The following is a 25,985-nucleotide window of genomic DNA, read 5'->3' as shown; positions in this document are numbered from 1 at the left end:
ATGCTGGACGGCCTTTCGACCCTTTATCCCTATGCCAAGGCATTTCACGTCATGGCCGTGATTTCCTGGATGGCAGGGCTGTTCTACCTGCCGAGGCTGTTCGTCTATCATGCCGAACGCGGCGCTGCGCCCGAGCCCGCCGGCAGCTTTGTCATCATGGAGGAAAAGCTTCTTCGCCTGATCATGAACCCGGCGATGATCGCGACCTGGATCAGCGGCCTGTTCCTGGTGATGACGCCGGGCATCGTCGACTGGTCGATGGTCTGGCCCTGGACCAAGGCGGGCTGCGTCCTGGCGATGACCTGGTTTCACATGTGGTGTGCGGGTCAGCGCCGTTCCCTGAAGGCCGCCCAGGGGCTTCCGGGACGCCGCTATCGCATCATGAACGAGGTGCCGACGCTTTTGATGATCGGCATCGTCCTGTCGGTCATCGTCAAGTTCTGAAGGCCCAGATTGACTCTGACGACGTCCCTGTCTATGTCAGGCGCAAGCCCGGCCGTCCGGCCTGGGGATTCCCGATCCACATTCTGACCAGCCGTGCGGATCTGCCGCGCGGGATTGCGGTGCCATCATGTCCGAAGAACGCTTGAACCTGTCCGAACTCAAGGCCAAGAGCCCGGCCGAACTTCTCTCCTTGGCCGAAGAGTGGGAGATCGAGAACGCCTCGACCATGCGCAAGGGCGAGATGATGTTCTCGATCCTCAAGGAACATGCCGAGGAAGGGTTCGACATCGGCGGCGATGGCGTGCTCGAGGTGGTCCAGGATGGCTTCGGCTTCCTGCGGTCGACGGCCGCGAACTATCTGCCCGGTCCCGACGACATCTATGTCAGCCCCGACATGATCCGCCAGCACAGCCTGCGCACCGGCGACACGGTCGAAGGCGTGATCCGCGCCCCTGGCGAGAACGAGCGTTACTTCGCCCTTACCAAGGTCGAGCGCATCAATTTCGAGGATCCCGAGAAGGCCCGCCACAAGGTGGCCTTCGACAACCTGACGCCGCTTTATCCCAATGAGCGGCTGAAGATGGAGATCGAGGATCCGACACTAAAGGATCGCTCGGCCCGGATCATCGACCTGGTTGCGCCGATCGGCAAGGGGCAGCGGTCGCTGATCGTGGCGCCCCCGCGGACCGGCAAGACGGTGCTGTTGCAGAACATCGCCCATTCGATCGAGCGCAACCATCCGGAATGTTACCTGATCGTGCTGCTGATCGACGAACGCCCCGAGGAGGTGACCGATATGCAGCGTTCGGTCAAGGGCGAGGTCGTGTCGTCGACCTTCGACGAACCGGCCAGCCGGCATGTCGCCGTGTCCGAGATGGTGATCGAGAAGGCCAAGCGTCTGGTTGAACATAAACGAGATGTTGTGATTCTTCTGGATTCGATCACAAGACTTGGTAGGGCCTTCAACACCGTCGTGCCGAGTTCTGGCAAGGTTCTGACCGGCGGCGTCGATGCGAATGCGCTGCAGCGGCCGAAGCGGTTCTTCGGCGCGGCGCGGAACATCGAAGAAGGCGGCTCGCTGACCATTATCGCGACTGCGCTGATCGATACCGGCTCGCGGATGGACGAGGTGATCTTCGAAGAGTTCAAGGGCACTGGCAACAGCGAGATCGTGCTGGACCGCAAGGTCGCCGACAAGCGGGTCTTCCCGGCCATGGATATCCTGAAGTCCGGCACCCGCAAGGAAGAACTGCTGGTCGACTCCAAGGACTTGCAGAAGACCTATCTGCTGCGGCGGATCCTGAACCCGATGGGCACGACCGATGCGATCGAGTTCCTGATCTCGAAACTGAAGCAGACCAAGTCAAACTCGGAATTCTTCGACTCGATGAACGCCTGACGGGGCAACCATGGATCTGATCTACGCAGAAGCCACTCCGCCAGGGCGGGGTGGCGTTTCAGTCATTCGCCTAAGCGGCAATGGCGCCCGCGCGGCTGTCGAGAAACTGGTTGGTCCCTTGCCTTGTCCGCGGCAGGCCTATCTTCGCGACATCCAGGTGGATGGAGAAACCCTGGATCAGGCCTTGGTCATCTGGTTCAAGGCCGGCCACAGCTTTACCGGCGAGGAAGTCGCAGAGATTCAATCGCATGGCGCGCCGGTGATCGTTCGACGTCTTGGACAAGTTCTGTCGCAAGGCGGAGCACGCCTGGCAGAAGCAGGAGAGTTCACGCGCCGGGCTTTCATCAATGGCAGGATGGACCTTTCCGAAATCGAGGGTCTTGGCGATCTTCTGGTGGCGGAAACCGAATCTCAACGCCGCATGGCCATTCGTGTCAGCAGCGGCGAACTGACCCGAAAAGCCGATGCGTGGCGGACGCTTCTGGTGCGAGCGGGGGCTTTGGTCGAAAGCAGTGTCGATTTCGCAGATGAGGACGTCCCCGATGAGGTGCCGGCTGAAGTCTTTATGCTTCTAGCCCAGTTTCGACGTGAACTGGACGATCAAATTGCCGGTTATTCTGCAGCCGAAAGGATAAGGAACGGCTTCGAAGTTGCCATCATCGGCCCGCCTAATGCCGGAAAATCGAGCCTGATCAACAGGATTGCAAGGCGCGAAGTAGCTTTGGTGTCGGATGTTGCCGGGACCACGCGGGACATCATCGAAGTCAGGCTGGACCTAAAGGGGTTGGCAGTCACGCTAATGGATACGGCAGGTCTGCGGGATGTTGACGACACCGTGGAACGGCTAGGAATTGACCGTGCGCGTTCTCGGTCAGAAGCGGCAGATCTGCGGATACATCTGTCGCCGATGGGGGAGCGGGACAATGCACTGTGGGTAGATGGTGACCTAGTGGTGACCAGCAAGGCTGACCTTGGTGATGCTGCGTCGGACTTGTCAGTGTCTGCCTTGACAGGCGAAGGCCTGGACCGACTCCTTGACACCATGTTTGACGTTCTTTCTGATCGAACGGCAGGGGCAGCCTTAGTCAGTCACGAACGACAGCTGAAGGCATTGCTTGACGCTCGGGCCGCGTTGGAAGATGTGGCTGAACTTCCTGCCGAACTGGTTGCAGAGTCGATCAGGCATGCGGCGCTGTCACTGGATCGTTTTCTTGGCAGAATCGGCGCCGAGGATTATCTGGATGTGATCTTCACTTCCTTCTGCATCGGGAAATAGGTGTTTCACGTGAAACAGCATGATGTCATTGTTATTGGTGCCGGTCACGCGGGTCTGGAAGCAGCCTCTGCCTCGGCTCGGATGGGGGCAAAAACGCTGCTTGTCACGATGCGGCGGGAAGATATCGGGACACTGTCTTGCAATCCCGCTATCGGCGGATTGGGAAAAGGCCATCTCGTCCGAGAGGTTGACGCCTTGGACGGGCTGATGGGCCGCCTTGCTGACCAGGCCGGAATCCAGTTCCGCCTCTTGAACCGCAAGAAGGGTGCGGCGGTCCAAGGTCCCCGCGCACAAATGGACCGCGATCTATATCGTGCGGCTGCCTTTGAAGCTGTTTCCACCCAGCCAAACCTTGAACTGCTTTTTGCCGAAGTTGCTTCCCTCGTTGGGGATGACAACAGGGTCTGCGGCATAGAGCTTGCCGATGGGACGGTTCTGCACGCTCGGGCGATTGTCCTGACCACCGGAACCTTCTTGAACGGTGTGATCCATATCGGAGATGTCAGCCGTCCGGCGGGTCGGTGGGGGGACCAGGCCTCAAACCGGCTGGCGGATTCTCTGCTGAGGTATGCGCTGCCGCTCGGTCGACTGAAGACCGGCACACCGCCGCGTCTGGATGGGCGAACGATCAAATGGAATGTTCTTGAACATCAGCCTGGTGATGAGGAACCGGTGATGTTCTCGTATCTGAGCCGGCTGCCGTTGGCCCCCCAGATTTCGTGCGGCATCACCCACACGAACTCAACAACCCATGAAATCATCGCCCGGAACTTGTCGCGGTCCGCGATGTATGGCGGGCATATCTCGGGGAAGGGGCCACGATATTGTCCATCAATTGAAGACAAGATCGTCCGTTTCTCTGACAAGGACTCGCACCAAATCTTCCTAGAGCCGGAAGGTTTAACTAGCCATACGATTTACCCCAACGGTATCTCCACATCGCTGCCTGCGGATGTTCAGGTTGAATATGTGCGGTCTATCTTGGGTCTGGAAGCTGCCGATATTCTTCAGCCAGGCTATGCTGTTGAATACGACTATGTAGACCCCCGTGCACTCACCTCCGCCCTCCGATTGAAAGCGGTCGAGGGGTTGTATCTCGCTGGCCAGATCAACGGAACGACAGGCTACGAAGAAGCTGCAGCGCAAGGCTTGGTTGCTGGTCTGAACGCGGCATCGGCCGCTGCCGATCGGGAGCCTGTCGTCTTCAGCCGGACGAACAGCTACATCGGCGTGATGATTGATGATCTGACAACCAGGGGCGTGACAGAACCATACCGGATGTTTACCTCTCGCGCCGAATTTCGCCTGACGCTTCGTGCCGATAACGCCGATCAGCGGCTGACGCCGACGGGCCTTGAGCTTGGTTGTATTGGAGAGGAGAGGAGAGTGGCCTTCCTCAACAGGCAAGAACAGTACGCGGCGGCGCGGCAAAAACTCGAGGCTGCAACTTTCACGCCGTCTGCCTTGGCCAAGGCAGGCATTACCGTTCGTCTGGATGGACAAAGCAGGTCAGTCTTTCAGTTGCTGTCGCAAAACGAAATAGACCATGACCATCTAGTCAATCTATATCCAGGGTTGTCGGACATTGACACGACGACGTTGCAGCAGATTCGAAATGACGCGCTGTATCATCAGTATGCGGACCGTCAGGCTCGGGACGCGGAAGCGCTTCGGAACGATGAAGTTGTCAGCCTACCTTCCGACTTTGACTATGGCTCGCTCGTGGGCCTGTCGTCAGAGTTGCGAAGTAAGCTCGTTCAGCTTCGGCCTGAAACCCTGGCTGCTGCCGCACGGATTGAAGGAATGACCCCTGCAGCACTGACGCTGATTCTCGCGGCAACGCGCTCCAAAGGCAAACGCCGAGCATGATTGTTTCACGTGAAACAACAGAACGGTTCGGCATCTACCAAAGCCTGATCAAGTTGTGGAATCCGAAGATCAATCTCGTTGCGCCGTCGACTGTCGCGGATATAGGACAACGGCACATCGAAGACTGCCTTCAGGTTGCAAGATTACAAGGTCCTGAACAAGGATCTTGGGCAGACCTTGGAAGTGGCGGCGGATTGCCAGGGATTGTCGTCGCCATTGCCCATGCCGAACATCCCATCTCATTCATCTTGGTCGAGAGTGGCCAACGCAAAGCAGCATTTCTGCGGACAGTGATCCGGGAGACGGGTCTGAACCGGGTCAAGGTCCTCAACAAGCGGATCGAGGCCGTGCCCGCGTTGAACGCAGACTGCATCAGCACGCGTGCTCTTGCCCCACTTCCCAGACTTATGTCATATCTGGAGTTGCACCTTGCGGCTTCGGGGAAGGCGTTTCTGATGAAGGGACGCCAGTGGACATCCGAAGTCGAGGAGGCGAGGAAAACTTGGAATTTTGACTATGTTGCCCATCCGAGCCGGACTGAGCCGGGTGCTGCAATCCTGGAAGTAAGCGGGGTCCGACATGGCGCGTAGCATCATCGCCATCGCCAACCAGAAGGGCGGTGTTGGCAAGACGACGACCGCCATCAATCTTGGTGCGGCACTTGCCCTTGACGGCCACAACACGCTGCTGATCGATCTGGACCCGCAGGGGAATGCATCGACGGGGTTGGGCGTGGAAGTCGGTCAGCGGCACAAGACGGTCTACGATCTGCTTGCCGGACCCGAGTCGCTCAAGGAATGCCTTGTCGAGACTGACATTCCCAACCTGTCGCTTGTCCCTGCTACCTCGGACCTGTCGTCGGCCGATGTTGACCTTGCTCAGACGAAAGAGCGGACGCGGCTTTTGCGGCGAAAGCTGGAGGAGGGTGAGGATGACAGCATCGTCCTGATCGACTGTCCGCCAGCCCTGGGCCTTTTGACGGTCAATGCCATGGTCGCGGCTGACGCGGTTCTTGTCCCTCTCCAGGCTGAATTCTATGCCCTGGAAGGCCTGTCCCAGCTACTCTCGACCGTCAAGAAGGTCAGGCAAAGTGGCAACCCTGACCTGCGGGTCAATGGCGTCCTGCTGACCATGTCCGACTACCGCAACAACCTGTCCCAACAGGTCGAGGCTGACGCAAGGGCGACGCTTGGAGAGCTTGTTTTCACCACCGTCATCCCCCGAAACGTGCGGGTGTCCGAGGCACCATCCTTTGCCCAACCGGTCCTGCTTTACGATCCCACATCAAAGGGAAGCGGCGCTTATCGCCAATTTGCTGCCGAGTTCGCAGCGCGTCTGAAACTGGTCAAGGAGGAAGCCTGATGTCCGAAAGCAAGCTTGCAAAGCGCGGCCTTGGACGCGGGCTGTCCGCCCTGATGGCCGACCTGGACCTTGACGGTGCTGTCGAGGCCAAGCCGATCCGTGAACGCCTGATGGTGCCCATCGAACAGATCACTGCAAATCCCGATCAGCCGCGTCGTCATTTTGAACCTGCGGCCTTGCAGGAATTGGCAGATTCCCTGCGACAGCGGGGCGTCCTGCAGCCGCTGATCGTGCGCAAGCATCCCAAGGACGACAGCCTCTACCAGATCGTCGCCGGTGAGAGACGCTGGCGTGCAGCCCAGATGGCGCAGCTGCACGAGTTGCCCGTGATCATCCGCGACCTTTCCGATACCGAGGTTCTGGAAGTTGCGATCATCGAAAACATTCAGCGCGCCGATTTGAACGCCATCGAAGAGGCCGCGTCGTTCCGGCAGCTGATGGACCGGTTCGGCCATACCCAGGAAAAGCTGGCCGAGGCGCTGAACAAGAGCCGCAGCCACATCGCCAACCTGCTGCGCCTTTTGACGCTGCCGGACCAGATCCAGGATTATGTGAAGGACGGGAAGCTGACGGCCGGCCATGCCCGCGCATTGATCACTGCCGATAATCCTGCCGCCCTGGCGCGCCGCGTGATCGACAGCGGGCTTTCCGTGCGGGAAACCGAAGATTTGGTGCGCCGAAGGACGGAAGCTACCAAGGATAGCCAAAAAAATCGCGCGGCGCGGAATGGGGACAAGGACGCGGATACACGCGCCCTGGAGGCCGATCTTTCTGCGCAGCTCAAGATGCAGGTCACCATCGACCACGGCAAGAACGGTGGCGGGACCATCAGCATTGCCTATAAGGACCTCGAGCAGTTGGACAGGCTCTGCCAGGCTCTTGCAAGGTAACACCGCGTGGCTTGGATTTCACTCTAGATCCGAAAGCAGGTCGACGTCCTTCAGGATATGGCGCGAGACCGGGATTTTGCAAAGGTCGGCCCGGGTCTGCAGCAAGGACGCAGCACCGCGATCCCCCGTCAAGCCAGTGACCTCGGGGAACATGGTGACCGGAATGCTGGCAGGGGGCATGATCCGGCTTCCGTCAAAGGCCGCCGCCGGCGCAGGTGCGGATGCGATCCGAAGCAGCAGAGCCGCGTCCAGATGCGGCATGTCGCCCAGCACCACCAAGGCGCGGTCGTCGGTGATCATATCCAGGCCGGCGCGAAGGGACTGGGACTGCGGGCCCGGATGAACACGGACGATGCGGAACTCGGGCAACAAGGCCTCGACCGCGGGATCGGCGACAACGGCAACAGCCTGCAGACCTGCTTGCAGAATTGCGTCAGCCGGATGCCGGACCAACGGCTTTCCCTGGTACATCGCCTGCAATTTGCACGTCGGGCCGAACCGACGGGATGACCCGGCAGCCAGCAAAAGTGCCGTCGTCACGGCACCTGGTCCAGGATCTCGGCCATAACCGAAACCGCCAGAACCTTGGGATCGCGCGCCGAGCGGATCAGCCCGATGGGCCCGTGCAGGCGATCGAGCCCGTCCGTGACACCAAGCTGGCCCAACCGCGCCAAGCGAACGTCCCTGGCGCGCAGGGATCCCTGCGCACCGATATAAAACGCCGGTGACTCCAAGGCTTTCGCCAGGATTGGTGGTTCCCAGTCGTGATCGTGGAAGAACAGCACCACGGCACTCCGTCCATCGATCTGAAGGTCGGTGGGCAGTGCCGGCCAGTGCAGTTGGCGCGTGTCCATCCCGCCCGACCTTGCTTTCGCCAGTGTGGTGGGATCAGGCGAAAGAAGCAGATGGGGATAGCCCGCCGCGCGAACAAGACCCGCGAAGACGGTCGCTTCCTCACCCTGGCCGAAGACCAGGAAGCGGGGCGGAGGCAAGACGGCAATCCGGAACCCGTCGCCATCCGGTCCTGTCGGTCCGGGTTCGCATGGTTCCAGCCGTTGGGCCGCCGTGATGCGCAAGGCACTGTCCAGGCGCGACGCCCGCCTTGTCAGGACATCCGCAAGCAAACGGGGGCAGGGGCGAGGGATCAGGGTGATCTCCAATCCTCCGCCGCAGGGCAGGCGCAGGTCGAACCATGGCGAGCCTTCTCCATAGCGGACCTGCCGAGGGCCTTCCTGCAGACAGTGTGCTGCATGAGAGGCCAGATCCTTTTCGATGCATCCCGAACTGAGCGACCCGACCTGGCGGTCGCCGCAAAAGGCCATCATCGCCCCCAACGGCCGATAGGACGGACCCGTGATGCCAGTTATGATGGCCAGAACGGCATCCGGACAGGCCAGGGCGGCAGCCAGCGGATCATTGTCATCCGGGGCAGGGCAGTCCGATACAGGGTCTGCCAGCATCAGCCGCCCAGCCCAGTGATGATCTTGTCGGGTGTCGCCGGAAGATCGCGGACACGAACGCCGCAAGCGTTGTGGATCGCGTTCAGGACAGCGGCGCCGGCCCCGCAGATGCCCAATTCTCCCAATCCCTTCGCCTGCAGCGGTCCCACATAGGCGTCGCGTTCCGGCAGGAAGTGAACCTCTAGCGCGGGCACGTCCGCATGGGTCGGGACATGGTATTCCGCCAGGTCGCGGCTGACCGCATGACCGTCACGCGGATCATGTTCCATCGCCTCGGTCAGGGCAATGCCGATGCCGAAGCTCATGCCCCCCAGGCATTGCGACCGGGCGGTCTTTTCGTTCAGCACCCGTCCGCAGGCAAAGACACCCATCATGCGGCGGACACGCACTTCCCCGGTCCAGCGGTTCACGGCAACCTCGGCCCAATGGCTGCCCCAGGTGGCCTGACGGTGGGATTTTTCCGTCTTGCCGGGCTGCAGATGACCCTCGGCGGTAATCTGGCCCGTGATCAGTTCGGACAGCGGCCTTGAGACATTGCCTGCGCGCGCAACGCCGTCCTGCAAGGTCAGGTCGGCCTCGTTGCAGCCCATGACGGTGGCGATCTGGCTGCGGATTTCTTCGCAGGCCAGATAGACGGAATTGCCGCTGGACGCAGCGCCGAAGGAACCGCCCGAACCCGATGCAGGCGGGAAGTCCGTATCGCCCAGCCTGACCTCGACCCGCTCCGCCGGAAGGCCCAGCATCTCGGCGGCAAGCTGGCCGAGGATGGTATAGGTGCCGGTGCCGATATCGGTCATGTCGGTCTCGACGATGGCATGGCCGTCCTGCAACAGGGTGACGCGGGCACGCGACTCGATCAGCATGTTGACGCGCACCGCTGCAGCCATGCCCATCCCGATCATCCATTCGCCCTCGACCCGCTGGCCTACGGATTTGCGTCCGGACCAGCCGAACAGGCGAGCGCCTTCCTGCAAGGCCTCGGCCAGCTTGTGGCTTGAAAAGGGACGCTCGGTCGTGGGTTCGACATCGGGGATGTTGCGCAGGCGCAGTTCGACCGGATCGATTCCCGCAGCCTCGGCCAGTTCATCCATGGCGCATTCGAAGACCGTGACGCCCACAGCCTCGCCCGGGGCGCGGACCGATCCGGCGCATCCGCGATGGATGCGGGCCACGGCATGGACCACCTGGCGCTGCGCCGCCTGATAGGTGAAGGGCGTGGCTTGGGCGACAGGTTCGGTGAATTCGCTGCTGGGCAGGTTCGACACCAGGACGTCATGCCCGATCCCGGTCAGCCGGCCGTCCCCATCAAGGGCAAGCCGGATTCGCTGACGGGTTTCGGACCGGCGATGCGCCAGGTCGAAGACCTGCTGGCGCGTCATGGCGACCATGACCGGCCGTTCCAGCTGCTTGGCGGCAATGGCCGCAGCCACCGCCTCGGCATTGATGCCCAGCTTGGATCCGAAGCCGCCGCCGACATAGGGGGCCAGCAGCCGCAGGTTCTTTTCCTTGATCCCCAGGGCATCGGCCATCTGCTTGCGGTTCGACGACAGCATCTGCAGGGCGGCACGGATCGTCACCTGGTCCCCGTCCCATTCCGCGATCGCGGCATGAGGCTCCATCGCCGCCGACATCTGCGAGGGCGTGTGCCAGACCTGATCCAGCGTCACGGCTGCATCGCGCATGGCCTTGTCCACGTCGCCCACCGCAGACTGCTTTTTCGGCGGCAGTTCCGGGGTCACCGCGTCCGGCAGGACCGGCACGTCTTCGGACTTGTAGCGGATGGCGATGTTCTGGGCCGCATGGCGCGCGGCCTCGAAGCTTTCCGCCACCACAAGGGCGATGGACTGGCCCATGTATTCGACCCGGTCCGGACCCGAGGTCGGCCCCTTCTCGTCCATGCCCTGTGCCGCATAGCGCACCATCCGCTTGTCCTGGATCACGGCCAGGGCGCCCGGCGCATCGCCGATCTCCAGCACCTTGCCGGCGGGCACGGTCGCCTGGACCAGCACGCCATAGGCCATGTTCCGGGGCCGCGCCTCGGCGGCATAGGTGGCGCGGCCCGTGACCTTCAGCGGTCCTTCCAGGCGGTTCAGCGGCTGGCCCAGCACGCCCTGCGCCATGAGGTCCAGCCGGTCGTCGTGGTTCGGGCCATCGACGCGCAGGTGACGTGTCAGGGTCATGCTGTGGCCTCCAGCCCCGTCGCATCGCGCAGCGTCGCCATCAGCGTGCGACGCAGCAGGGGTATCTTGAATGCATGATCGCCGAAGGCCCGGGCGGGCTTCAGCAGGATGTCGGCCGCCTGCGCGAACAAGGCGTCCGATGGTTCCCGGCCCAGCAGCACGGCTTCGGCGTCCCCGTCGCGCCAGGGCTTGGCGGCGACCCCGCCGAAGGCCAGGGCCGCATGGCTGATCTGGCCCTGCTCCATGCGGATCACGGCCGCGATGGACACAAGCGCGAAGGCATAGGACGCCCGATCCCGGACCTTGCGGTAACGCTGCTCTCCGCCGACGGGGGCGGGCAGGGTGACGCCGGTGATGACCTCGCCCGGTTTCAGGACGGTTTCGACATGCGGCGTCTCGCCCGGCAGCAGGTGGAAATCGGCCAGCGGCACCTCGCGGGGCGCGGGGCCATCGATCTGGACCACGGCATCAAGCGCCAGCAGCGCCACCGCCATGTCGCCCGGATAGGTGGCGATGCACCGGTCCGAGGCGCCAAGGATCGCATGGTGCCGCGTCACGCCGCCTTGCGCCGAGCAGCCTGTTCCGGGATCGCGCTTGTTGCAGGCCATGCGGCGGTCGTAGAAGTAAGGGCAACGGGTGCGCTGCATCAGGTTGCCGCCGGTCGTTGCCATGTTGCGCAACTGCCCGCTTGCACCCGCCAGCAAGGCGCGGGACAGGACCGGGTATTCGCGCCGCACCACGGGGTCGGCGGCAAGGTCGCTGTTCCGGACAAGGGCGCCGATGCGGAGGCCGCCCTCGTGTGGCTCGATCCGATTGAGATCCAGGCGGGTGATGTCCACCAGGGCGTCGGGGGCCATCACTTCCAGCTTCATCAGGTCCAGCAGGTTGGTGCCGCCCGCAATGATCGTGGCGCCAGCGGGCACATCGGCCACCGAGTTGGCGCGAAGATAGGTGAATTCCCTCATGCCGCGTCCTCGCGCTGGCTGCCGGCCTTCGCGGCCTGCTGGATGGCAGCGACGATATGGGTATAGGCGGCGCAGCGGCACAGGTTGCCGCTCATCCGTTCGGCGATCTCGGCGTGGCTTGGGGCAAACGGCCCCTCGAGGTTGTCGGACACGTGGCTGGGCCAGCCCGCCGCAATCTCCTCGAGCATCCCGGTGGCCGAGCAGATCTGGCCGGGTGTGCAATAGCCGCACTGGAATCCGTCATGGTCCAGGAACTGCTGCTGCAGGGGGGACAGCCGGTCGGGGGTGCCAAGGCCCTCGATGGTGGTGATCTTCACGTCATCGGCCATGCAGGCCAGGTTCAGGCAGGCGTTGATCCGGCGCCCGTCCATCAGGACCGTGCAGGCGCCGCATTGGCCGTGGTCGCAGCCCTTCTTGGTGCCGGTCAGGCCAAGGTGGTGGCGCAGCGCGTCCAGAAGCGAGGTGCGCGGGTCCAGATCCAGGTCATGGGCGTCGCCGTTCACGTGAAGTCTGATCTGCATGGATCCCCCTGATGCTGGCCTTGGTGCTGGCTGGTGGCAGGCCCTCAACCACCGGCGCGCCGGGGCGTTCCATTGCCCCGTCTCTTTCCGCCACGGAACAGAGGTTGCCGGCAGGCGTTCCGACCCCGCAACCCTGCCGCCCGAAACCAACGGAGCCTTCCATGTCCCAGTCCCACACCACCCGCGACCACGACACAATCCGCACCTGGGCCGAGGCCCGCGACGGTCATCCCGCCAAGGTCGATACCGGCGGCAAGGGCGGCATCCTGCGCATCGACTTCGGCGAACCGGAAGAAAACCTCACCCGGATCGACTGGGACGAGTTCTTCCGGATCTTCGACGATAACGGGCTGGAATTCCTATATCAGGACAAGACGGCCGGCGGAGACACCAGCCGCTTCAACAAGTTCGTGTCGGGCAAATAGGCCTCAGCGCGAGGTGATGTCCTGGCCGCCCATCTCCTGGAAGGTGGTCCGGACAAAATCCGCGCCGTCCTGCGCGGCATCCACCGAAACCTTGATCCCACCCTGCAAGGCGGGCTGGGACGGCATGTCGCCCTTGTTGGCATCCCCGCCCGAGACGCGGTTGCCGGCGGTATTCTGGTCACCCTGCGGCTCGGCAAAGATATCGGCGCGGTTCAGGCCGTGCTGCTGGACCAGATGCTCGATGGCGTAATCCGCGGCCTCTCGGGTTTCGAAGACGGCCGAGACGGTCTTGGTAGCGTTATCCGACATGGTTTTCCTCCTTGGGTCGGGATTCTTGGGGGGCCGGCAGCACCGCGCTGACCAGCCAGGCGGCGGCAAGGCCCAAGGCTGCACCCGCCGCGACATCGACGGGATAGTGCCTTGCCCGGGGGACCTGCACGCCGGACATCAGCGCGGCGATCCCAAGGGCTGGCACCGCAAGCGAGGGCATGTCGCGCGCGACGATCGCCGCCACCGCCACCGCGCCGGCCGTATGGCCCGATGGAAAGGACGTTTCGTGCCCGCCTTCGCTTTCGCCCAGTTCGAAGGCATAGTCGCCTTTCCTGACGACTTCCTCGGGACGGGTGCGGCGCAGGCGGTTCTTGATCCGCCGCTTGACGACATTGGCCAGCACATGGGCCGCCATCATGCGGACCCCGGTTTGCATGACCTGCGGGCGCCCGCTGGCCAGACCGGCAGCCATCACCGCGCCGCAGATGACGGCCAGCGGAATCTGGTCGGCCATCTCGCTGGTGGCGCCCAGCATCTTGATGACCGGGTGATGACGATGCCTGGCTGCGGATGCGGCCGCCTCGACATCCATCCGCTCGAGCCCCTCGGTATCGGGGGCGGGATGGTCCTGGTGATCATGATGATGCGACATGGCTTGGTAACGGCGCGCAGGAAGCGCGGTTCCCTGACAGTTTGGGGACGGCCCGGGTGGAACATAAGGGCAGGCCGCCGGTTCACCCCATGCCACCACCGATACGCAGAAGGAGGATCGAGAATGGCGAATGCAAGCAGCAAGAAGTTCGGCGCAGGCCAGCAGGACCAGGGCAAGGGCGACGGAACCGGCGGCATGTCCCCCGACACCATGGACGAACTGTCCGAGAACCAGGTCCTGTCGAACCGGGACAAGTCCCGCCATTCCGATCAGCGCGGGCTGGATTCCCGCAACGTCCAGAACGAGCAGCTTCACGATCATGCCGCCAATCGCCAGGACGATGACGATGGCGAAGAAGGGCAGGGCTGATCCATGAGCAAGCATCCCAAGACGGACCACCCGACCGACAAGGATCTGGACCAGGATCCGGGCATCGGCCGGTCCAAGGGCGCCGGCCGGGACGATCCCCAGATCGGGGGCGACAACACCTTCGAAGGCGACGTGCTGAACGATACCAACCCGCAGGGCGGGATCGATCCCGATCAGCGCGGGCGCACCAACCAATAGGAGGCGGACATGGTCGGGAAGAAGACCCATGACCAGCAGCAGCGCATCATCCAGAAAAAGGTGGACACCACCGATGCAGGCCCCGATTTCGATCCCGGGCCCGACCTGAAGGCCTCGGAACAACGCGAGGCCCGGAAAGACGATTCCGGCCGGGGCGGGGAATAGGCCATGAAGAGCCGGGCGGGGGATCCCGGCCTTGCCCGGGCCATGGCGGAAAGCTGCGAGCGGCTGGCGTCCCCACAGGACGACGCCTTTTCAGACCCCTTCGACCGTTGGGCCCGGCACCGCGTCCTGATGCTGGGCGAGGCCAGCCACGGCACATCGGAATTCTACGCCGCCCGTGCCGCCATCACCCGGCGGATGATCGAACGGCACGGTACCCGGATCGTCGCGGTCGAGGCCGACTGGCCCGATGCCGCGGTCCTGAACCGCTTTGTCCGGGGAATGTCCTTGCCCGACGGCACGGCCCCGGCTTTCCAACGCTTTCCCCGCTGGATGTGGCGCAACCCGCAGATCTCAAGCCTGCTGGCCTGGATGCGCAACTGGAACAGCACCCGGCCTGCCGAAGACCAGGCGGGCTTCTATGGGCTGGACCTCTACAACCTCCATGCCTCGTTGCGGGCGGTGCTGGATTATCTGGATCGCACCGATCTGGATGCCGCCCGCTTGGCCCGCCAGCGTTACGGCTGCCTGGAACCCTGGGCCGACAGTCCCGAGGTTTATGGCCGCGCCGCTGGAGCGGGCTATAGGGATTGCGAACGCGCCGTGGTCCAGCAATGCCGGGACCTGCTGGCGAAAAGGTTCGAGGATGGTCAAAGCCATGACCTGCTGGATGCGGCAGCCAACGCGCAACTGGTCGCCTCGGCCGAACGCTATTACCGCGTGATGTATCGCGGCGGTCCGGAATCGTGGAACCTGCGCGACACGCATATGGCCGATACGCTGGATCTGCTGCTTCGGGCAGGCGGACCGGATGCCAAGGCAGTGGTCTGGGCCCATAATTCCCATATCGGCGACGCCCGCGCGACCGAGATGGGCTCGCTTCGTCGCGAACACAATCTGGGCCAACTGGCCCGCGAACGCTGGGGCGAACAGACCGCGCTGATCGGGTTCGGAACGGACCACGGAACGGTCACGGCTGCCGACGACTGGGACAGCCCCGGCAGGGTCATGACCGTGCGGCCATCGCGACCGGACAGCTTCGAGGGGCATTGCCACGCGACCGGCATCGACCGCTTCCTGCTGGATCTGCGCGATCGGCCCGATCTGGCCCCCCGCTTGTCGCAGGATCTGCTGCAGCGGTTCATCGGCGTCATCTATCGTCCCGACAGCGAACGCTATAGCCATTACATGCAGGCCGATCCGGGCAGGCAATATGATGCCTGGGTCTGGTTCGATGAAACAACCGCGCTTGTCGCAGCCGAGGATGCCGGCAATGACGGCGCGCTTCCCGACACATGGCCCTTCGGGCTCTAGCCATGACGGGTCCGGCCTTCTTCGCTGACCGGACCGATGCCGGGCGGCAGCTTGCGGAACGCCTTGGGCATTTTCGGGGCAGGGACTGCGTTGTGCTGGCCTTGCCACGGGGCGGGGTGCCGGTCGCGCTTCCCGTCGCCTGGGCCCTGGATGCGCCGCTGGATCTGCTGTTCGTGCGCAAGATCGGCGCGCCCCATCATCCCGAATATGCCATCGGTGCGGTGGTGGACGGGGCGGATCCGCAGGTCGTGCTGAACGAGGGTCTTCCCACCCCGATTGCCGCGCCCGGCGGATATGTGGACAGCCAGGTGCCGCTGCTGCTGGAGGAGATCAGGCGCCGCCGGAAGGCCTATCTGGGCGGGCGGCAGCCTGTGCCGGTGCAGGGGCGGATCGTGGTCGTCGTGGATGACGGCATCGCGACAGGTGCCACCATGCTGGCGGCCTTGCGCGGGCTGGCCCGTCTGGACCCCGCGCAGGTCATCGTCGCGGTGCCCGTGGCTGCGGACGAGGCATTGGCCCGGCTGCGGGATGCGGCGGACCGGATCATTTGCCTGCACATGCCCCGGCCGTTCCTGGCCGTGGGCCTGCATTACGCCGATTTCGACCAAGTCAGCGATGCCGAGGTCGTGGCAGCCCTGGCAAGTCGGTAGGCCGCTCCTCAAAAACTGGGGGGCGTGCAGGCGCTGACGACCTCGCAGACGGTGGTGCCGATGTTGCGGAAACGGTGGGGCAGGCTGCTGTTGAAGTAGTAGCCGTCGCCGGGATGAAGCACATTCACCTCGTCGCCGATGGTGACCTCCAGCGTGCCGCTGACGACGATGCCGCATTCCTCGCCCGCATGGGACAGGACATGGCGTCCGGAACTGGTGGATGGTTCATAAAATTCATGCAGCATCTGGATCGCCCGGCCGGGACGCTGCGCGGCCAGCAACAGATAGCGGATGCCCGGCGCGCCGATATTCACGTGATCCGCCCGGCGAAACACCTGCGCCTGGTCAGCCGATAGATCGAAGCTGAAGAAGGTTGCCAGATCCATCGGCACCGCGTCCAGGATCCGCTTGAGGACCGAGACCGAGGGCTTCAGCGACAGCGACTCGATCTGGGAAATCGTGCCGCTGCCCACGCCCGCGCGGCGCGCCAGTTCCCGCTGCGACAGGCCCACCGACCGGCGCACCACGCGCAGGCGCATGGCCACCAGCCGATCCTCGTCATCGTCCTGTCGGGCCATCGCTCGCCTGCTTCCCATCCGAAGCGGATGCTGCCAGAAACACGCGAATTCAACAAGCTGGCCCACGGCCGAAAATCACCATTGCCGAAACGGGGTGATCGGCTGACACTGGTGGCGATCTTGTCGCCCCCCTGCGCGGCCCTGGTGCCGCCTGGCCTTGCCGGAGCCTGCCCCATGTCCCTCGACCATCCCGTCAACGACCTGTCCCACGTCGTCGCCGCCGACCGCGCCCATGTCTGGCACCACCTCAGCCAGCACAAGCAGTACGAAACCGTGGATCCGCGTGTCTTCGTCGAGGGCAAGGGGATGCGGTTGTGGGACACCAACGGGCGCGAATACCTGGACGGCGTGTCGGGCGGCGTCTGGACGGTGAACGTGGGCTATGGCCGTGAAAGCATCGCAAACGCGATCCGCGACCAGCTGGTCAAGCTGAACTACTATGCCGGGGCTGCGGGCACCGTGCCGGGCGCGCTGTTCGCCCAGCGGCTGATCGAGAAGATGCCGGGGATGACGCGTGTCTATTACTCGAACTCGGGGTCCGAGGCGAACGAGAAGGTCTACAAGATGGTCCGCCAGATCGCCGCGCGCCATCACGGCGGCCGCAAGTGGAAGATCCTCTACCGCGACCGCGATTATCACGGCACCACCATCGGCACGCTGGCGACAAGCGGGCAGGACCAGCGGGCGGCACAGTACGGGCCCTACCCAGACGGCTTCGTGCGGGTGCCGCATTGCCTGGAATACCGGGCGCAGTGGGACGTGGAGAACTACGGCGAACGCGCCGCTGACGCCATTGAGGAGGTGATCCTGCGCGAAGGCCCCGACACGGTGGGCGCCATTGTCCTGGAGCCGATCACCGCCGGCGGCGGCGTGATCGTGCCGCCCGAGGGATACTGGCAGCGCGTGCAGGAGATCTGCCGCAAGTACAACGTCCTTCTGCACATCGACGAGGTGGTCTGCGGGCTCGGCCGCACCGGCACCTGGTTCGGATACCAGCATTACGGCATCCAGCCCGACTTCGTGACCATGGCCAAGGGGGTCGCCTCGGGCTATGCGGCGATCTCCTGCACGGTGACCACGGAAGCCGTCTTCGAGATGTTCAAGGACGACGCCAGTGACCCGATGGGCTATTTCCGCGACATCTCGACCTTCGGGGGCTGCACGGCGGGGCCGGTCGCGGCGCTGGAAAACATGCGCATCATCGAGGACGAGGGGCTGCTGGACAACACCATCGCCATGGGCGAGCGGGTGCTGGCGAACCTGCGGGCGCTGCAGGACAAGCACGCGGTGATCGGCAATGTCCGGGGCAAGGGCCTGTTCTGCGGGGCCGAGCTTGTCGCGGATCGCGCCACCAAGGAACCCTTGGACGAAAAGCGCGTGCAGGCGGTGGTGGCCGACTGCCTGGCCCAGGGTGTCATCATCGGCGCCACGAACCGCAGCCTGCCGGGGCTGAACAACACCCTGTGCCTGTCGCCCGCCCTGATCGCCACCGAGAGCGATATCGACCGCATCACCGATGCCATCGACGGCGCACTGACGCGGGTGATGGCCTAGCCCGGCTGCGGGGGAAAGGGTCGGCTGAGGCCCTTGGCCCCCGCAAGCCCGAAGCGCCAGGGCAGATCCTGCGCACGGCTGATGCCGATGCGCGGCCCGACCAGCAGGTCCGGCCGGTCCCCGGACAAGGTGATCGACAGGTCCGTCCCGTCGAAGGGCGCGCCATCATCTTCGGGCCGGATGCCAAGCGCCTGGGTCAGCCGCCCTGGTCCATTGCACAGCATCGCGCTGTTGCGGCGGGTGGCCATCGCCTGGATTCCCATGGTGGGGTCCAGGGCGCGGATCAGCACGGCCTCGCCGGGGCGGGCCACCACGTTCAGGCACAGGTGGATGCCGTAGGACCGATAGACATAGGCGTGGCCCGCCGGCCCGAACATCGAGGCATTGCGCGCCGTCGGTCCGCGAAAGCTGTGGGATGCCGGATCGTCGCGGGCGTAAGCCTCGGTCTCGATGATGGTCCCGCCCGCGCTGCGGACCAGCAGAGTCGCTCCGATCAGCCGCCGCGCCAGATCCACGGCACCCATGCCGGCGATCTGGTCGCGGAAGGAACCAGGAGCCATGTCAGTATTCCGGACGGGTCACGACATAGGCGCCGATGGCGGTGCAGATCATCGCCTGGGCGACGACAACCCACAGCGGCATCCCGAGAAACAGGCTGAAACCCACGCCGCAGGCCATGGCCAGCGTCGCCCAGATCTTGGCCAGGCGGCTGATCGCGCCGCGTTCGCGCCAAGCCCGGACCGGCGGACCATAGGTCGGGTGGTTCATGATGCGCCGTTCAAGCCGCGGGCTGGACCGGGCAAAGGCGGCGGCCGCCAGCAGCAGAAAGGGAACCGTGGGCACCACGGGCAGGGCGATCCCCACGATGCCCAGCCCCAGGGCGATCAGCCCAAGACCATACCAGAGCGTGCGCATCCTAGGCCGCAAGTTCGCGCAAGACGGCGTTCAGAAGCGGGCGGCCGTCGCGCGTGGTGCGCAGGCGGCCGTCGCGACGTTCGACCATGCCAAGATCGGCCAGCCGGCGGATTACGTCTTCGTCCAGCGGAGCATCCGCCAGCCGGGCATAGCGGGCCTCGTCCAGCCCCTCGGTCAGTCGCAGCGACATCAGCAGATACTCGGTAGCCTGTTCATCCAAGGGCACCAACTCGCGCAGCGACTCGCCCGTTCCCCGTCCTTCAACAGCGTGAAGCCAGGCTCCGGGGGCGCGGTGCGCCTCGGTCGCGAAGCGCCCGCCGGCCAGGGTGATCCGGCCATGCGAACCGGGACCGACCGCCGCCCAATCGCCCTGCCGCCAATAGACAAGGTTGTGGCGGCTTTCCGAACCGGGGCGGGCGTGGTTCGAGGTCTCATAGCCCGCCATGCCGGCCGCCTCGCAGATGTACTGTGTTTCCAGATACATGTCGGCGGCCAGGTCGTCGTCGGGCAGGTCGCGCAGCTTGCCCGCGGCCGCGCGGGCGCCAAAGGCGGTGCCTGGCTCAATGGTCAACTGGTACAGCGACAGGTGGTCCACGGCCATGGACAGGGCCTGGGCCAGTTCCGCCCGCCAAGCCTCGCGCGTCTGGCCCTGGCGGGCATAGATCAGGTCGAAGCTGACCCGGTCGAAGCAGGACCGCGCCACGTCAAAGGCCGCCCGCGCCTCGGCCACGGAATGCATCCGGCCCAAGCGCCGCAGATCCGCGTCGTTCAGCGCCTGGATGCCCATGGACAGGCGGTTGACGCCCGCATCGGCAAAGCCCTGGAAGCGGTTGCGTTCGACGCTGGTGGGGTTGGCTTCCAGCGTGATCTCGATGTCGTTGGCAAAGCCCCAGGCGGCGCGGGCGGCGCGCAGGACGGCGTCCACCGTTTCCGGCTGCATCAGCGAGGGCGTGCCGCCGCCGAAGAAGATGCTGCCCAAGTGACGGCCGGGCAGTTCCGCGCCAAGCCGGGCGATCTCCGACGACAGCGCGGCAGCCCAGCGGGCCTGATCCACGGCAGGCACAACATGGCTGTTGAAGTCGCAATAGGGGCACTTCGCCTGGCAGAAGGGCCAGTGGACATAAAGGCCAAAGCCCCCCGCCCGCCAGTCGGCATCTGCGAAGCTGTCGGGCCCCGGCATCATCATCCGCGCATCGCCGTGACTTCGACCTCGACCTTCATCTCGGGCCGGATCAGGCCCGCGATGACCATGGTGGCGGCAGGGCGGATCTCGCCCAGGGCCTCGCCCAGGGCGGGGGTAATCGCCTCCATCACGGCTGTGTCGGTGACGGTGTATTGCACGCGCACGATGTCCGCCGGGGCGAAGCCCGCTTCGGCCAAGGCCGAGAAGATCGTGCGAAAGCAGTTTCGCGCCTGTTCGCAGGGATCGTCGGGCATGGTCATGGTCGCATAGTCGTAGCCGGTTGTGCCCGACACGAAGCACCAGTCGCCCTTCACCACGGCGCGACTGTAGCCCATGGCCGCCTCGAAGGGCGATCCGGTCGAGATCCTATGCAAAGCTGCCCCTTATCATCTGTTCCACCGCCCGCGCCCGGTGGCTGAGGCTGTTCTTCATGTCGGGCGGCATCTCCCCAAGGGTCACGTCATGCCCGTCCGGCATGAAGATGGGGTCATAGCCGTGGCCTTCAACCCCGCGCGGCGGCCAGACGACCTGGCCGGGCAGCACGCCCTCGAAGACCTCGTCATGGCCGTCGGGCCACATCAGGACCAAGGTGCAGCGGAATTGCGCGGCCCTGGGGCTAGGGGCGCCCCTCGCTTCCAACTCGTCCCAGGTGCGCTGCATGGCCATGCGGAAATCGCGGCCATTGCCGGTTTCGGCCCAGTCGGCGGTGTGCACGCCCGGCGCGCCGTCAAGCGCATCGACGCAGATGCCGCTGTCGTCGGACAGCGCCGGCAGGCCCGTCGCCTGGACGGCGGCACGGGCCTTGATGCGGGCATTGCCGACAAAGGTGGTCTCGGTCTCGGCGGGTTCGGGAAGGCCTGCCTCGGCGGCGCCCATGACCTCGACGCCATAGGGCGCCAGAAGGGCGCGCATCTCGTCCAGCTTGCCCGCGTTGTGGGTGGCAACCAGCAGGCGCTTGCCGTCGAACCGCCTCATGCGACGGCGGCCTTCTGGGCTGCGACCAGTTCGGCCATGCCGCCTTCGGCCAGATCCAGAAGCTGGCCCATCTGGTCGCGGCTGAACGTGGCGCCCTCGGCCGACATCTGCACCTCGATCAGATGACCCGCGCCGGTCAGGACGAAATTGCCGTCGGTCCCGGCCTCGCTGTCCTCGGCGTAATCCAGATCCAGAACCGCCTGGCCGGCATAGATCCCGCAGGACACGGCCGCCACATGGTCCATGATCGGGTCGCTGGTGATCGCGCCCGCCTTAAGCAGCTTGTTCACTGCCAGCCGCAGCGCGACCCAGCCCCCGGTGATCGACGCGCAGCGCGTGCCGCCATCGGCCTGGATCACGTCGCAGTCGATGGTGATCTGGCGTTCGCCCAAGGCGCTGCGATCCACGCCTGCCCGCAGGGACCGGCCGATCAGCCGCTGGATTTCCTGGGTGCGGCCCGATTGCTTGCCCGCCGCGGCTTCGCGCCGGTTGCGGGTGTTGGTGGCGCGCGGCAGCATCCCGTATTCCGCCGTGACCCAGCCCAGTCCCGTGCCCTTCAGGAAGCGCGGCGGCGTTTCCTCCAGCGAGGCAGTGCACAGCACATGGGTATTGCCGACGCGGATCAGGCACGACCCTTCGGCATGGGCCATGACGCCGGTTTCGATTGAAATCGGACGCATTTGGCTTAGATTCCGGCCAGACGGGCGCATGGTTCATTCCTTTCGCGAAGATGCCGCCCCATACCGCCCCGGCGGCCCATCACGCAACCCTTCGAGGGACATGGACCAGAAGACACCCTTGCAGGACATGAACGACCGATCGCGCGAGATCTTCCGCCGCGTGGTCGAGATCTATCTGGAAACCGGCGAGCCGGTGGGTTCGCGCACCCTGACACGTGCCTTGTCCGAACGGCTCAGCGCAGCGACCGTCAGGAACGTGATGCAGGATCTGGAACTGATGGGGCTTCTGGACAGTCCTCATGTATCCGCCGGGCGGATGCCCTCGCAGCAGGGGCTGCGGCTGTTCGTGGACGGCATGATGGAGGTCGATACCGTCAACGCCACCGACCGCGCCGCCATCGACCAGACGCTGGGCAACGACGATCCGGAAACCGGCGTGCTGCTGGACCGGGTCAGCACCGCCCTGTCCTCGATCACGCGCGGCGCATCGCTGGTTCTGATGCCCAAGCACGAGGCGCCGATCCGCCATATCGAGTTTGTCAGCCTGGGGGCGGACCGGGCGCTTGTGGTGCTGGTCTTTGCCGACGGCCATGTGGAGAACCGCCTGTTCACGCCCCCCGTGGGCCAGACTCCGTCGTCGATGCGCGAGGCGGGCAATTTCCTGAACGCCATGGCCGAGGGAAAGACCCTGTCCGAACTGCGCGGCCATATCGGCCGGGAAATTGCCTCGCGCCGGCAGGAGCTGGACGTGCTGGCCGCCGAACTGGTGCAGTCGGGGATGGCGCTGTGGGACACCGAATCCCACGATCCGCGCTTGATCGTGCGAGGGCGTGCGAACCTTCTGGACCAGGAGGCCGCGGATCTTGACCGCATCCGCGTGCTGTTCGACGACCTGGAACGCAAGCGCGACATCGTCGAGTTCCTGGAACTGGCGGAAAAGGGCGACGGGGTGCGGATCTTCATCGGGTCGGAAAACAAGCTTTTTTCGCTTTCGGGTTCCGCTCTGGTGGTTTCACCCTATATGAATGCCGACCGAAAGATTGTAGGCGCGGTTGGCGTCATCGGACCGACGCGGCTGAACTATGGCCGCATCGTGCCGATTGTCGATTATACCGCGCAGCTGGTCGGGCGGGTGCTGTCCGGCCGGAAAGGATGAAAGACGATGAACGAGCAGAACGAACAGCCCATTGACGACATCCTGGCGGATCCGCTGGCCGATCCGGCGGGCGAGATCGCGGCCCTGACCGCCGAGCGCGACGAATTGCGCGACAAGTGGATGCGCGCCCTGGCCGATGCCGAGAACTCGCGCAAGCGCGCCGACAAGGACCGCCGCGACGCCGAGCAGTATGGCGGATCGCGCCTGGCCCGCGACCTGCTGCCGGTCCACGACGCCCTGACACGCGCCTTGGATGCGGCCGGCGACGAACAGCGCGCCGCGGCCGCCGCCCTCATCGAGGGGGTCGAGCTGACCCTGCGCGAGCTGTCCAACGTCTTCGCCAAGCACGGCATCACCGTCATCACCCCCGCCGCCGGCGACAAGTTCGACCCCAGCGAACACGAGGCCATGTTCGAGGCTGCCGTTCCCGGCACCATCGCCGGAGAGATCATCCAGGTGATGGACAATGGCTTCCGCCTGCATGACCGGCTGCTGCGCCCGGCCAAGGTCGGTGTTTCCTCGACCCCCGCAAGCTGATCCGGCAAGCTGGCCATCGGGGCGCCCCGGCCGCCGGGGCGCTACAACCTTCATCTGACTTGCCGAAATGTCCCGATGGCGCGACGTTGGGAAGACGTTCGGTTCATCGGGAGGGAAGGACCATGGCCAGCACTGATGGGGTAAAGATACACCCCGCCGTGGATCACGGCATAAAGCAAGGTAATTCCAGTTTTGCGGGCGGCACGCTGACCTGCAAATGCGCCACGAACCCCGTGAAGGTCCGGGTCGGCGCCCAGACCGCCCATAACCATGTTTGCGGCTGCACCAAGTGCTGGAAGCCCGATGGGGCGATCTTCAGCATGGTGGCGGTCGTGTCGCGCGACGCGATCCAGGTTCTGGAGAACGGCGACAAGCTGAAGGTCGTCAACAAGGACGCGCCGATCCAGCGGTATGCCTGCACCGGCTGCGGCGTTCACATGTATGGCCGGATCGAGAACAAGGACCATCCATTCTACGGCCTTGATTTCGTCCATACCGAACTGTCGGACGAGCCCGGCTGGTCGGCCCCCGAATTCGCGGCCTTTGTCAGTTCCGTCATCGAGTCCGGCGTCGATCCGTCGCGCATGGACGGCATCCGGGCGCGGCTGCGCGAACTGGGGCTGGAACCCTATGACGCGCTGTCGCCGCCCCTGATGGACGCCATCGCGACCCACCTGGCCAAGCGTTCCGGCGCCCTCGCTGCTTGACGGACCGCAGATCCCTGAACAAAACCAGGGGGCCGCGACGCGGCCCCTTCGGCCTTGACCGCCCGTGGCACCACGGGACGCCCGAACGAACAGGAGACAGACAATGAGAACCCGTGCAGCCGTGGCCCTTGAGGCTGGCAAGCCGCTGGAAGTGATGGAAGTCAACCTCGAAGGCCCGAAAGAGGGCGAGGTGATGATCGAGATCAAGGCCACCGGCATCTGCCACACCGACGAATTCACCCGGTCTGGCGACGATCCGGAAGGTCTGTTCCCGGCGATCCTGGGCCATGAAGGCGCGGGCGTGGTGGTCGAGGTCGGCCCCGGCGTGAAGTCGGTCAAGCCGGGCGACCACGTGATCCCGCTTTACACGCCCGAATGCCGCGAATGCCCGTCCTGCCTGTCGGGCAAGACCAACCTCTGCACCCGGATCCGCGCGACCCAGGGCCAGGGCCTGATGCCGGATGGGACCAGCCGGTTCTCGATGCTGGATGGCACGCCGATCCACCACTACATGGGCTGCTCAACCTTCTCGAACTACACCGTGCTGCCGGAAATCGCGGTGGCCAAGGTCCGCGAGGACGCGCCCTTCGACAAGATCTGCTATATCGGCTGCGGCGTCACCACCGGCATCGGCGCGGTGATCAACACCGCCAAGGTGGAAATCGGCGCCAAGGCGGTGGTCTTTGGCCTGGGCGGGATCGGGCTGAACGTGATCCAGGGCCTGCGGTTGGCGGGCGCGGACATGATCATCGGCGTGGACCTGAACAACGACAAGAAGGAAATGGCCGAACGCTTCGGCATGACCCACTTCGTCAACCCCAGGGAAATCGACGGTTCCATCGTCCAGCACATCGTCGAGATGACGAAGACGCCCTTCGACCAGATCGGCGGCGCGGATTACTCCTTCGACGCGACCGGCAGCACCAAGGTGATGCGCGACGCGCTGGAGTGCACCCATCGCGGCTGGGGACAGTCGGTCATCATCGGCGTGGCGGCCGCAGGCGCGGAAATCAGCACGCGTCCGTTCCAACTGGTCACCGGCCGGGTCTGGAAAGGCACTGCCTTCGGCGGCGCGCGCGGGCGCACCGATGTGCCGAAGATCGTCGACTGGTACATGGACGGCAAGATCGAGATCGACCCGATGATCACCCACACCATGCCGCTGGACGACATCAACAAGGGTTTCGACCTGATGCACAAGGGCGAGTCGATCCGCTCGGTCGTCCTTTACTGATCCTTCAGGGCTGCTTAGGTAAAAGAACGGCGGGGCCATGGTCCCGCCGTCGCCATGAGA

Annotated in this window: 32 protein-coding genes; 18 read left to right on the top strand and 14 right to left on the bottom strand. The window is 64.5% G+C overall.

The window, feature by feature from the left end:
• The 7 genes from FIU66_RS13935 (at position 1) to FIU66_RS13905 (ending at position 7,240) form a co-directional block, all read left to right on the top strand.
• Complete coding sequence (locus FIU66_RS13935; RefSeq protein WP_167623324.1) at positions 1 to 444, top strand: CopD family protein; 444 nt, start codon at positions 1 to 3, stop codon at positions 442 to 444.
• A gap of 127 nt (positions 445 to 571) precedes the next feature.
• Entirely contained in the window at positions 572 to 1,843 is a 1,272-nt protein-coding gene (rho, locus tag FIU66_RS13930) for a transcription termination factor Rho (RefSeq protein ID WP_126153462.1), read from the top strand.
• Positions 1,844 to 1,853: 10 nt separating this feature from the next.
• A complete protein-coding gene (mnmE, locus tag FIU66_RS13925) occupies positions 1,854 to 3,119 on the top strand; it encodes a tRNA uridine-5-carboxymethylaminomethyl(34) synthesis GTPase MnmE (RefSeq protein ID WP_167623323.1) in 1,266 nt (421 codons plus the stop codon).
• On the top strand, positions 3,120 to 4,988 hold the full coding sequence (mnmG, locus tag FIU66_RS13920) for a tRNA uridine-5-carboxymethylaminomethyl(34) synthesis enzyme MnmG (protein WP_167623322.1): 1,869 nt from the start codon (positions 3,120 to 3,122) through the stop codon (positions 4,986 to 4,988). It begins immediately after the preceding gene.
• Positions 4,985 to 5,578, top strand: a complete 594-nt coding sequence (rsmG, locus tag FIU66_RS13915) for a 16S rRNA (guanine(527)-N(7))-methyltransferase RsmG (RefSeq protein WP_167623321.1) — start codon at positions 4,985 to 4,987, stop codon at positions 5,576 to 5,578. Before mnmG ends, rsmG begins: the two co-directional genes overlap by 4 nt.
• Positions 5,568 to 6,350, top strand: a complete 783-nt coding sequence (locus FIU66_RS13910; RefSeq protein WP_167623320.1) for a ParA family protein — start codon at positions 5,568 to 5,570, stop codon at positions 6,348 to 6,350. Before rsmG ends, FIU66_RS13910 begins: the two co-directional genes overlap by 11 nt.
• Positions 6,350 to 7,240, top strand: coding sequence for a ParB/RepB/Spo0J family partition protein (locus FIU66_RS13905; RefSeq protein ID WP_167623319.1), 891 nt, complete (start codon positions 6,350 to 6,352; stop codon positions 7,238 to 7,240). The genes FIU66_RS13910 and FIU66_RS13905 overlap by 1 nt, the downstream gene beginning before the upstream one ends.
• A gap of 18 nt (positions 7,241 to 7,258) precedes the next feature.
• Here the strand turns inward: FIU66_RS13905 and FIU66_RS13900 are convergent, their stop codons facing one another.
• From FIU66_RS13900 to FIU66_RS13880, 5 genes are read right to left on the bottom strand one after another with little or no spacing between them, the layout of a single operon-like run.
• On the bottom strand, positions 7,259 to 7,780 hold the full coding sequence (locus tag FIU66_RS13900; RefSeq protein WP_167623318.1) for an NTP transferase domain-containing protein: 522 nt from the start codon (positions 7,778 to 7,780) through the stop codon (positions 7,259 to 7,261).
• Complete coding sequence (locus FIU66_RS13895; RefSeq protein WP_167623317.1) at positions 7,777 to 8,700, bottom strand: XdhC family protein; 924 nt, start codon at positions 8,698 to 8,700, stop codon at positions 7,777 to 7,779. The genes FIU66_RS13900 and FIU66_RS13895 overlap by 4 nt, the downstream gene beginning before the upstream one ends.
• Positions 8,700 to 10,874 (bottom strand): xanthine dehydrogenase family protein molybdopterin-binding subunit, encoded by a 2,175-nt coding sequence (locus FIU66_RS13890; RefSeq protein ID WP_201281131.1) that lies wholly within the window; start codon positions 10,872 to 10,874, stop codon positions 8,700 to 8,702. The genes FIU66_RS13895 and FIU66_RS13890 overlap by 1 nt, the downstream gene beginning before the upstream one ends.
• A 2-nt stretch (positions 10,875 to 10,876) precedes the next feature.
• The gene (locus FIU66_RS13885) at positions 10,877 to 11,845 is read right to left on the bottom strand and encodes a xanthine dehydrogenase family protein subunit M (RefSeq protein ID WP_167623315.1); all 969 of its coding nucleotides are present in this window, start codon (positions 11,843 to 11,845) and stop codon (positions 10,877 to 10,879) included.
• Positions 11,842 to 12,366 (bottom strand): 2Fe-2S iron-sulfur cluster-binding protein, encoded by a 525-nt coding sequence (locus tag FIU66_RS13880; protein ID WP_167623314.1) that lies wholly within the window; start codon positions 12,364 to 12,366, stop codon positions 11,842 to 11,844. Before FIU66_RS13880 ends, FIU66_RS13885 begins: the two co-directional genes overlap by 4 nt.
• Positions 12,367 to 12,527: 161 nt before the next feature.
• Between FIU66_RS13880 and FIU66_RS13875 the strand changes: the two genes are divergently transcribed.
• Positions 12,528 to 12,791, top strand: a complete 264-nt coding sequence (locus FIU66_RS13875) for a hypothetical protein (protein WP_167623313.1) — start codon at positions 12,528 to 12,530, stop codon at positions 12,789 to 12,791.
• A 3-nt stretch (positions 12,792 to 12,794) separates the two neighbouring features.
• Here the strand turns inward: FIU66_RS13875 and FIU66_RS13870 are convergent, their stop codons facing one another.
• Positions 12,795 to 13,100 (bottom strand): hypothetical protein, encoded by a 306-nt coding sequence (locus tag FIU66_RS13870; RefSeq protein WP_167623312.1) that lies wholly within the window; start codon positions 13,098 to 13,100, stop codon positions 12,795 to 12,797.
• Positions 13,090 to 13,713, bottom strand: coding sequence for a phosphatase PAP2 family protein (locus tag FIU66_RS13865; protein ID WP_167623311.1), 624 nt, complete (start codon positions 13,711 to 13,713; stop codon positions 13,090 to 13,092). Before FIU66_RS13865 ends, FIU66_RS13870 begins: the two co-directional genes overlap by 11 nt.
• Positions 13,714 to 13,836: 123 nt before the next feature.
• On the opposite strand from FIU66_RS13865, the gene FIU66_RS13860 reads away from it, so the two are divergent.
• Genes FIU66_RS13860 through FIU66_RS13840 form a run of 5 tightly spaced genes read left to right on the top strand, consistent with a single transcriptional unit; the run spans position 13,837 to position 16,406 of the window.
• Positions 13,837 to 14,082, top strand: coding sequence for a hypothetical protein (locus FIU66_RS13860; RefSeq protein WP_167623310.1), 246 nt, complete (start codon positions 13,837 to 13,839; stop codon positions 14,080 to 14,082).
• 3 nt (positions 14,083 to 14,085) lie between these two features.
• Positions 14,086 to 14,280, top strand: coding sequence for a hypothetical protein (locus FIU66_RS13855; protein ID WP_167623309.1), 195 nt, complete (start codon positions 14,086 to 14,088; stop codon positions 14,278 to 14,280).
• Positions 14,281 to 14,289: 9 nt separating this feature from the next.
• Positions 14,290 to 14,445, top strand: coding sequence for a hypothetical protein (locus FIU66_RS13850; protein ID WP_167623308.1), 156 nt, complete (start codon positions 14,290 to 14,292; stop codon positions 14,443 to 14,445).
• A 3-nt stretch (positions 14,446 to 14,448) separates the two neighbouring features.
• Positions 14,449 to 15,756 (top strand): erythromycin esterase family protein, encoded by a 1,308-nt coding sequence (locus FIU66_RS13845; RefSeq protein WP_167623307.1) that lies wholly within the window; start codon positions 14,449 to 14,451, stop codon positions 15,754 to 15,756.
• 2 nt (positions 15,757 to 15,758) lie between these two features.
• A complete protein-coding gene (locus FIU66_RS13840; protein ID WP_167623306.1) occupies positions 15,759 to 16,406 on the top strand; it encodes a phosphoribosyltransferase in 648 nt (215 codons plus the stop codon).
• Between the two features lie 8 nt (positions 16,407 to 16,414).
• On the opposite strand, the gene FIU66_RS13835 is transcribed toward FIU66_RS13840, so the two are convergent.
• The gene (locus FIU66_RS13835; RefSeq protein WP_167623305.1) at positions 16,415 to 16,984 is read right to left on the bottom strand and encodes a cupin domain-containing protein; all 570 of its coding nucleotides are present in this window, start codon (positions 16,982 to 16,984) and stop codon (positions 16,415 to 16,417) included.
• 174 nt (positions 16,985 to 17,158) lie between these two features.
• Between FIU66_RS13835 and tpa the strand changes: the two genes are divergently transcribed.
• Entirely contained in the window at positions 17,159 to 18,538 is a 1,380-nt protein-coding gene (gene tpa / locus FIU66_RS13830) for a hypotaurine--pyruvate aminotransferase Tpa (protein WP_167623530.1), read from the top strand.
• Here tpa and FIU66_RS13825 read toward each other — a convergent pair.
• From FIU66_RS13825 to rph, 6 genes are read right to left on the bottom strand one after another with little or no spacing between them, the layout of a single operon-like run.
• Positions 18,535 to 19,062: a DNA-3-methyladenine glycosylase gene (locus FIU66_RS13825; RefSeq protein WP_167623529.1), complete on the bottom strand. Its 528-nt coding sequence runs from the start codon at positions 19,060 to 19,062 to the stop codon at positions 18,535 to 18,537. The two genes, tpa and FIU66_RS13825, sit on opposite strands and share 4 nt — an antisense overlap.
• A 37-nt stretch (positions 19,063 to 19,099) precedes the next feature.
• Positions 19,100 to 19,453, bottom strand: coding sequence for a YbaN family protein (locus FIU66_RS13820; RefSeq protein WP_167623304.1), 354 nt, complete (start codon positions 19,451 to 19,453; stop codon positions 19,100 to 19,102).
• 1 nt (position 19,454) lies between these two features.
• Positions 19,455 to 20,639, bottom strand: a complete 1,185-nt coding sequence (gene hemW / locus FIU66_RS13815; protein WP_240544704.1) for a radical SAM family heme chaperone HemW — start codon at positions 20,637 to 20,639, stop codon at positions 19,455 to 19,457.
• A complete protein-coding gene (locus FIU66_RS13810) occupies positions 20,636 to 21,010 on the bottom strand; it encodes a RidA family protein (protein WP_167623303.1) in 375 nt (124 codons plus the stop codon). Before FIU66_RS13810 ends, hemW begins: the two co-directional genes overlap by 4 nt.
• A complete protein-coding gene (locus FIU66_RS13805; protein WP_167623302.1) occupies positions 21,003 to 21,611 on the bottom strand; it encodes a non-canonical purine NTP pyrophosphatase in 609 nt (202 codons plus the stop codon). The genes FIU66_RS13810 and FIU66_RS13805 overlap by 8 nt, the downstream gene beginning before the upstream one ends.
• Positions 21,608 to 22,321 carry a ribonuclease PH gene (gene rph, locus FIU66_RS13800; protein ID WP_167623301.1) on the bottom strand — a complete coding sequence of 238 codons (714 nt, stop codon included), beginning with the start codon at positions 22,319 to 22,321 and terminating at the stop codon, positions 21,608 to 21,610. Before rph ends, FIU66_RS13805 begins: the two co-directional genes overlap by 4 nt.
• Positions 22,322 to 22,391: 70 nt before the next feature.
• Between rph and hrcA the strand changes: the two genes are divergently transcribed.
• The 4 genes from hrcA (at position 22,392) to FIU66_RS13780 (ending at position 25,925) form a co-directional block, all read left to right on the top strand.
• Entirely contained in the window at positions 22,392 to 23,447 is a 1,056-nt protein-coding gene (gene hrcA / locus FIU66_RS13795; protein WP_167623300.1) for a heat-inducible transcriptional repressor HrcA, read from the top strand.
• Between the two features lie 6 nt (positions 23,448 to 23,453).
• A complete protein-coding gene (locus FIU66_RS13790; protein ID WP_167623299.1) occupies positions 23,454 to 23,984 on the top strand; it encodes a nucleotide exchange factor GrpE in 531 nt (176 codons plus the stop codon).
• Between the two features lie 122 nt (positions 23,985 to 24,106).
• A complete protein-coding gene (gene gfa / locus FIU66_RS13785) occupies positions 24,107 to 24,691 on the top strand; it encodes an S-(hydroxymethyl)glutathione synthase (protein ID WP_167623298.1) in 585 nt (194 codons plus the stop codon).
• 103 nt (positions 24,692 to 24,794) lie between these two features.
• Positions 24,795 to 25,925 carry an S-(hydroxymethyl)glutathione dehydrogenase/class III alcohol dehydrogenase gene (locus tag FIU66_RS13780; RefSeq protein ID WP_167623297.1) on the top strand — a complete coding sequence of 377 codons (1,131 nt, stop codon included), beginning with the start codon at positions 24,795 to 24,797 and terminating at the stop codon, positions 25,923 to 25,925.
• Positions 25,926 to 25,985: the final 60 nt, after the last annotated feature.

It is taken from the genome of Paracoccus sp. AK26, assembly GCF_011801365.1.
In the GTDB taxonomy this organism is placed as follows: domain Bacteria; phylum Pseudomonadota; class Alphaproteobacteria; order Rhodobacterales; family Rhodobacteraceae; genus Paracoccus; species Paracoccus aerius.
This window is presented reverse-complemented; position numbering and strand designations above follow the sequence as displayed.

What these genes read in the sequence shown, in the direction of transcription:
- rho (WP_126153462.1), top strand. Translation starts at nt 572, where the DNA reads ATGTCCGAAGAACGCTTGAACCTGTCCGAACTCAAGGCCAAGAGCCCG.
- rsmG (WP_167623321.1), top strand. Translation starts at nt 4,985, where the DNA reads ATGATTGTTTCACGTGAAACAACAGAACGGTTCGGCATCTACCAAAGC.
- FIU66_RS13895 (WP_167623317.1), bottom strand. Translation starts at nt 8,700, where the DNA reads ATGCTGGCAGACCCTGTATCGGACTGCCCTGCCCCGGATGACAATGAT.
- FIU66_RS13860 (WP_167623310.1), top strand. Translation starts at nt 13,837, where the DNA reads ATGGCGAATGCAAGCAGCAAGAAGTTCGGCGCAGGCCAGCAGGACCAG.
- FIU66_RS13840 (WP_167623306.1), top strand. Translation starts at nt 15,759, where the DNA reads ATGACGGGTCCGGCCTTCTTCGCTGACCGGACCGATGCCGGGCGGCAG.
- FIU66_RS13850 (WP_167623308.1), top strand. Translation starts at nt 14,290, where the DNA reads ATGGTCGGGAAGAAGACCCATGACCAGCAGCAGCGCATCATCCAGAAA.
- FIU66_RS13910 (WP_167623320.1), top strand. Translation starts at nt 5,568, where the DNA reads ATGGCGCGTAGCATCATCGCCATCGCCAACCAGAAGGGCGGTGTTGGC.
- FIU66_RS13880 (WP_167623314.1), bottom strand. Translation starts at nt 12,366, where the DNA reads ATGCAGATCAGACTTCACGTGAACGGCGACGCCCATGACCTGGATCTG.
- hemW (WP_240544704.1), bottom strand. Translation starts at nt 20,639, where the DNA reads ATGATGATGCCGGGGCCCGACAGCTTCGCAGATGCCGACTGGCGGGCG.
- rph (WP_167623301.1), bottom strand. Translation starts at nt 22,321, where the DNA reads ATGCGCCCGTCTGGCCGGAATCTAAGCCAAATGCGTCCGATTTCAATC.
- gfa (WP_167623298.1), top strand. Translation starts at nt 24,107, where the DNA reads ATGGCCAGCACTGATGGGGTAAAGATACACCCCGCCGTGGATCACGGC.
- FIU66_RS13875 (WP_167623313.1), top strand. Translation starts at nt 12,528, where the DNA reads ATGTCCCAGTCCCACACCACCCGCGACCACGACACAATCCGCACCTGG.
- FIU66_RS13935 (WP_167623324.1), top strand. Translation starts at nt 1, where the DNA reads ATGCTGGACGGCCTTTCGACCCTTTATCCCTATGCCAAGGCATTTCAC.
- FIU66_RS13865 (WP_167623311.1), bottom strand. Translation starts at nt 13,713, where the DNA reads ATGTCGCATCATCATGATCACCAGGACCATCCCGCCCCCGATACCGAG.
- FIU66_RS13905 (WP_167623319.1), top strand. Translation starts at nt 6,350, where the DNA reads ATGTCCGAAAGCAAGCTTGCAAAGCGCGGCCTTGGACGCGGGCTGTCC.
- hrcA (WP_167623300.1), top strand. Translation starts at nt 22,392, where the DNA reads ATGGACCAGAAGACACCCTTGCAGGACATGAACGACCGATCGCGCGAG.
- FIU66_RS13825 (WP_167623529.1), bottom strand. Translation starts at nt 19,062, where the DNA reads ATGGGTGCCGTGGATCTGGCGCGGCGGCTGATCGGAGCGACTCTGCTG.
- FIU66_RS13780 (WP_167623297.1), top strand. Translation starts at nt 24,795, where the DNA reads ATGAGAACCCGTGCAGCCGTGGCCCTTGAGGCTGGCAAGCCGCTGGAA.
- FIU66_RS13835 (WP_167623305.1), bottom strand. Translation starts at nt 16,984, where the DNA reads ATGGCCCGACAGGACGATGACGAGGATCGGCTGGTGGCCATGCGCCTG.
- tpa (WP_167623530.1), top strand. Translation starts at nt 17,159, where the DNA reads ATGTCCCTCGACCATCCCGTCAACGACCTGTCCCACGTCGTCGCCGCC.
- FIU66_RS13790 (WP_167623299.1), top strand. Translation starts at nt 23,454, where the DNA reads ATGAACGAGCAGAACGAACAGCCCATTGACGACATCCTGGCGGATCCG.
- mnmE (WP_167623323.1), top strand. Translation starts at nt 1,854, where the DNA reads ATGGATCTGATCTACGCAGAAGCCACTCCGCCAGGGCGGGGTGGCGTT.
- FIU66_RS13870 (WP_167623312.1), bottom strand. Translation starts at nt 13,100, where the DNA reads ATGTCGGATAACGCTACCAAGACCGTCTCGGCCGTCTTCGAAACCCGA.
- FIU66_RS13885 (WP_167623315.1), bottom strand. Translation starts at nt 11,845, where the DNA reads ATGAGGGAATTCACCTATCTTCGCGCCAACTCGGTGGCCGATGTGCCC.
- FIU66_RS13845 (WP_167623307.1), top strand. Translation starts at nt 14,449, where the DNA reads ATGAAGAGCCGGGCGGGGGATCCCGGCCTTGCCCGGGCCATGGCGGAA.
- FIU66_RS13855 (WP_167623309.1), top strand. Translation starts at nt 14,086, where the DNA reads ATGAGCAAGCATCCCAAGACGGACCACCCGACCGACAAGGATCTGGAC.
- FIU66_RS13805 (WP_167623302.1), bottom strand. Translation starts at nt 21,611, where the DNA reads ATGAGGCGGTTCGACGGCAAGCGCCTGCTGGTTGCCACCCACAACGCG.
- FIU66_RS13820 (WP_167623304.1), bottom strand. Translation starts at nt 19,453, where the DNA reads ATGCGCACGCTCTGGTATGGTCTTGGGCTGATCGCCCTGGGGCTGGGC.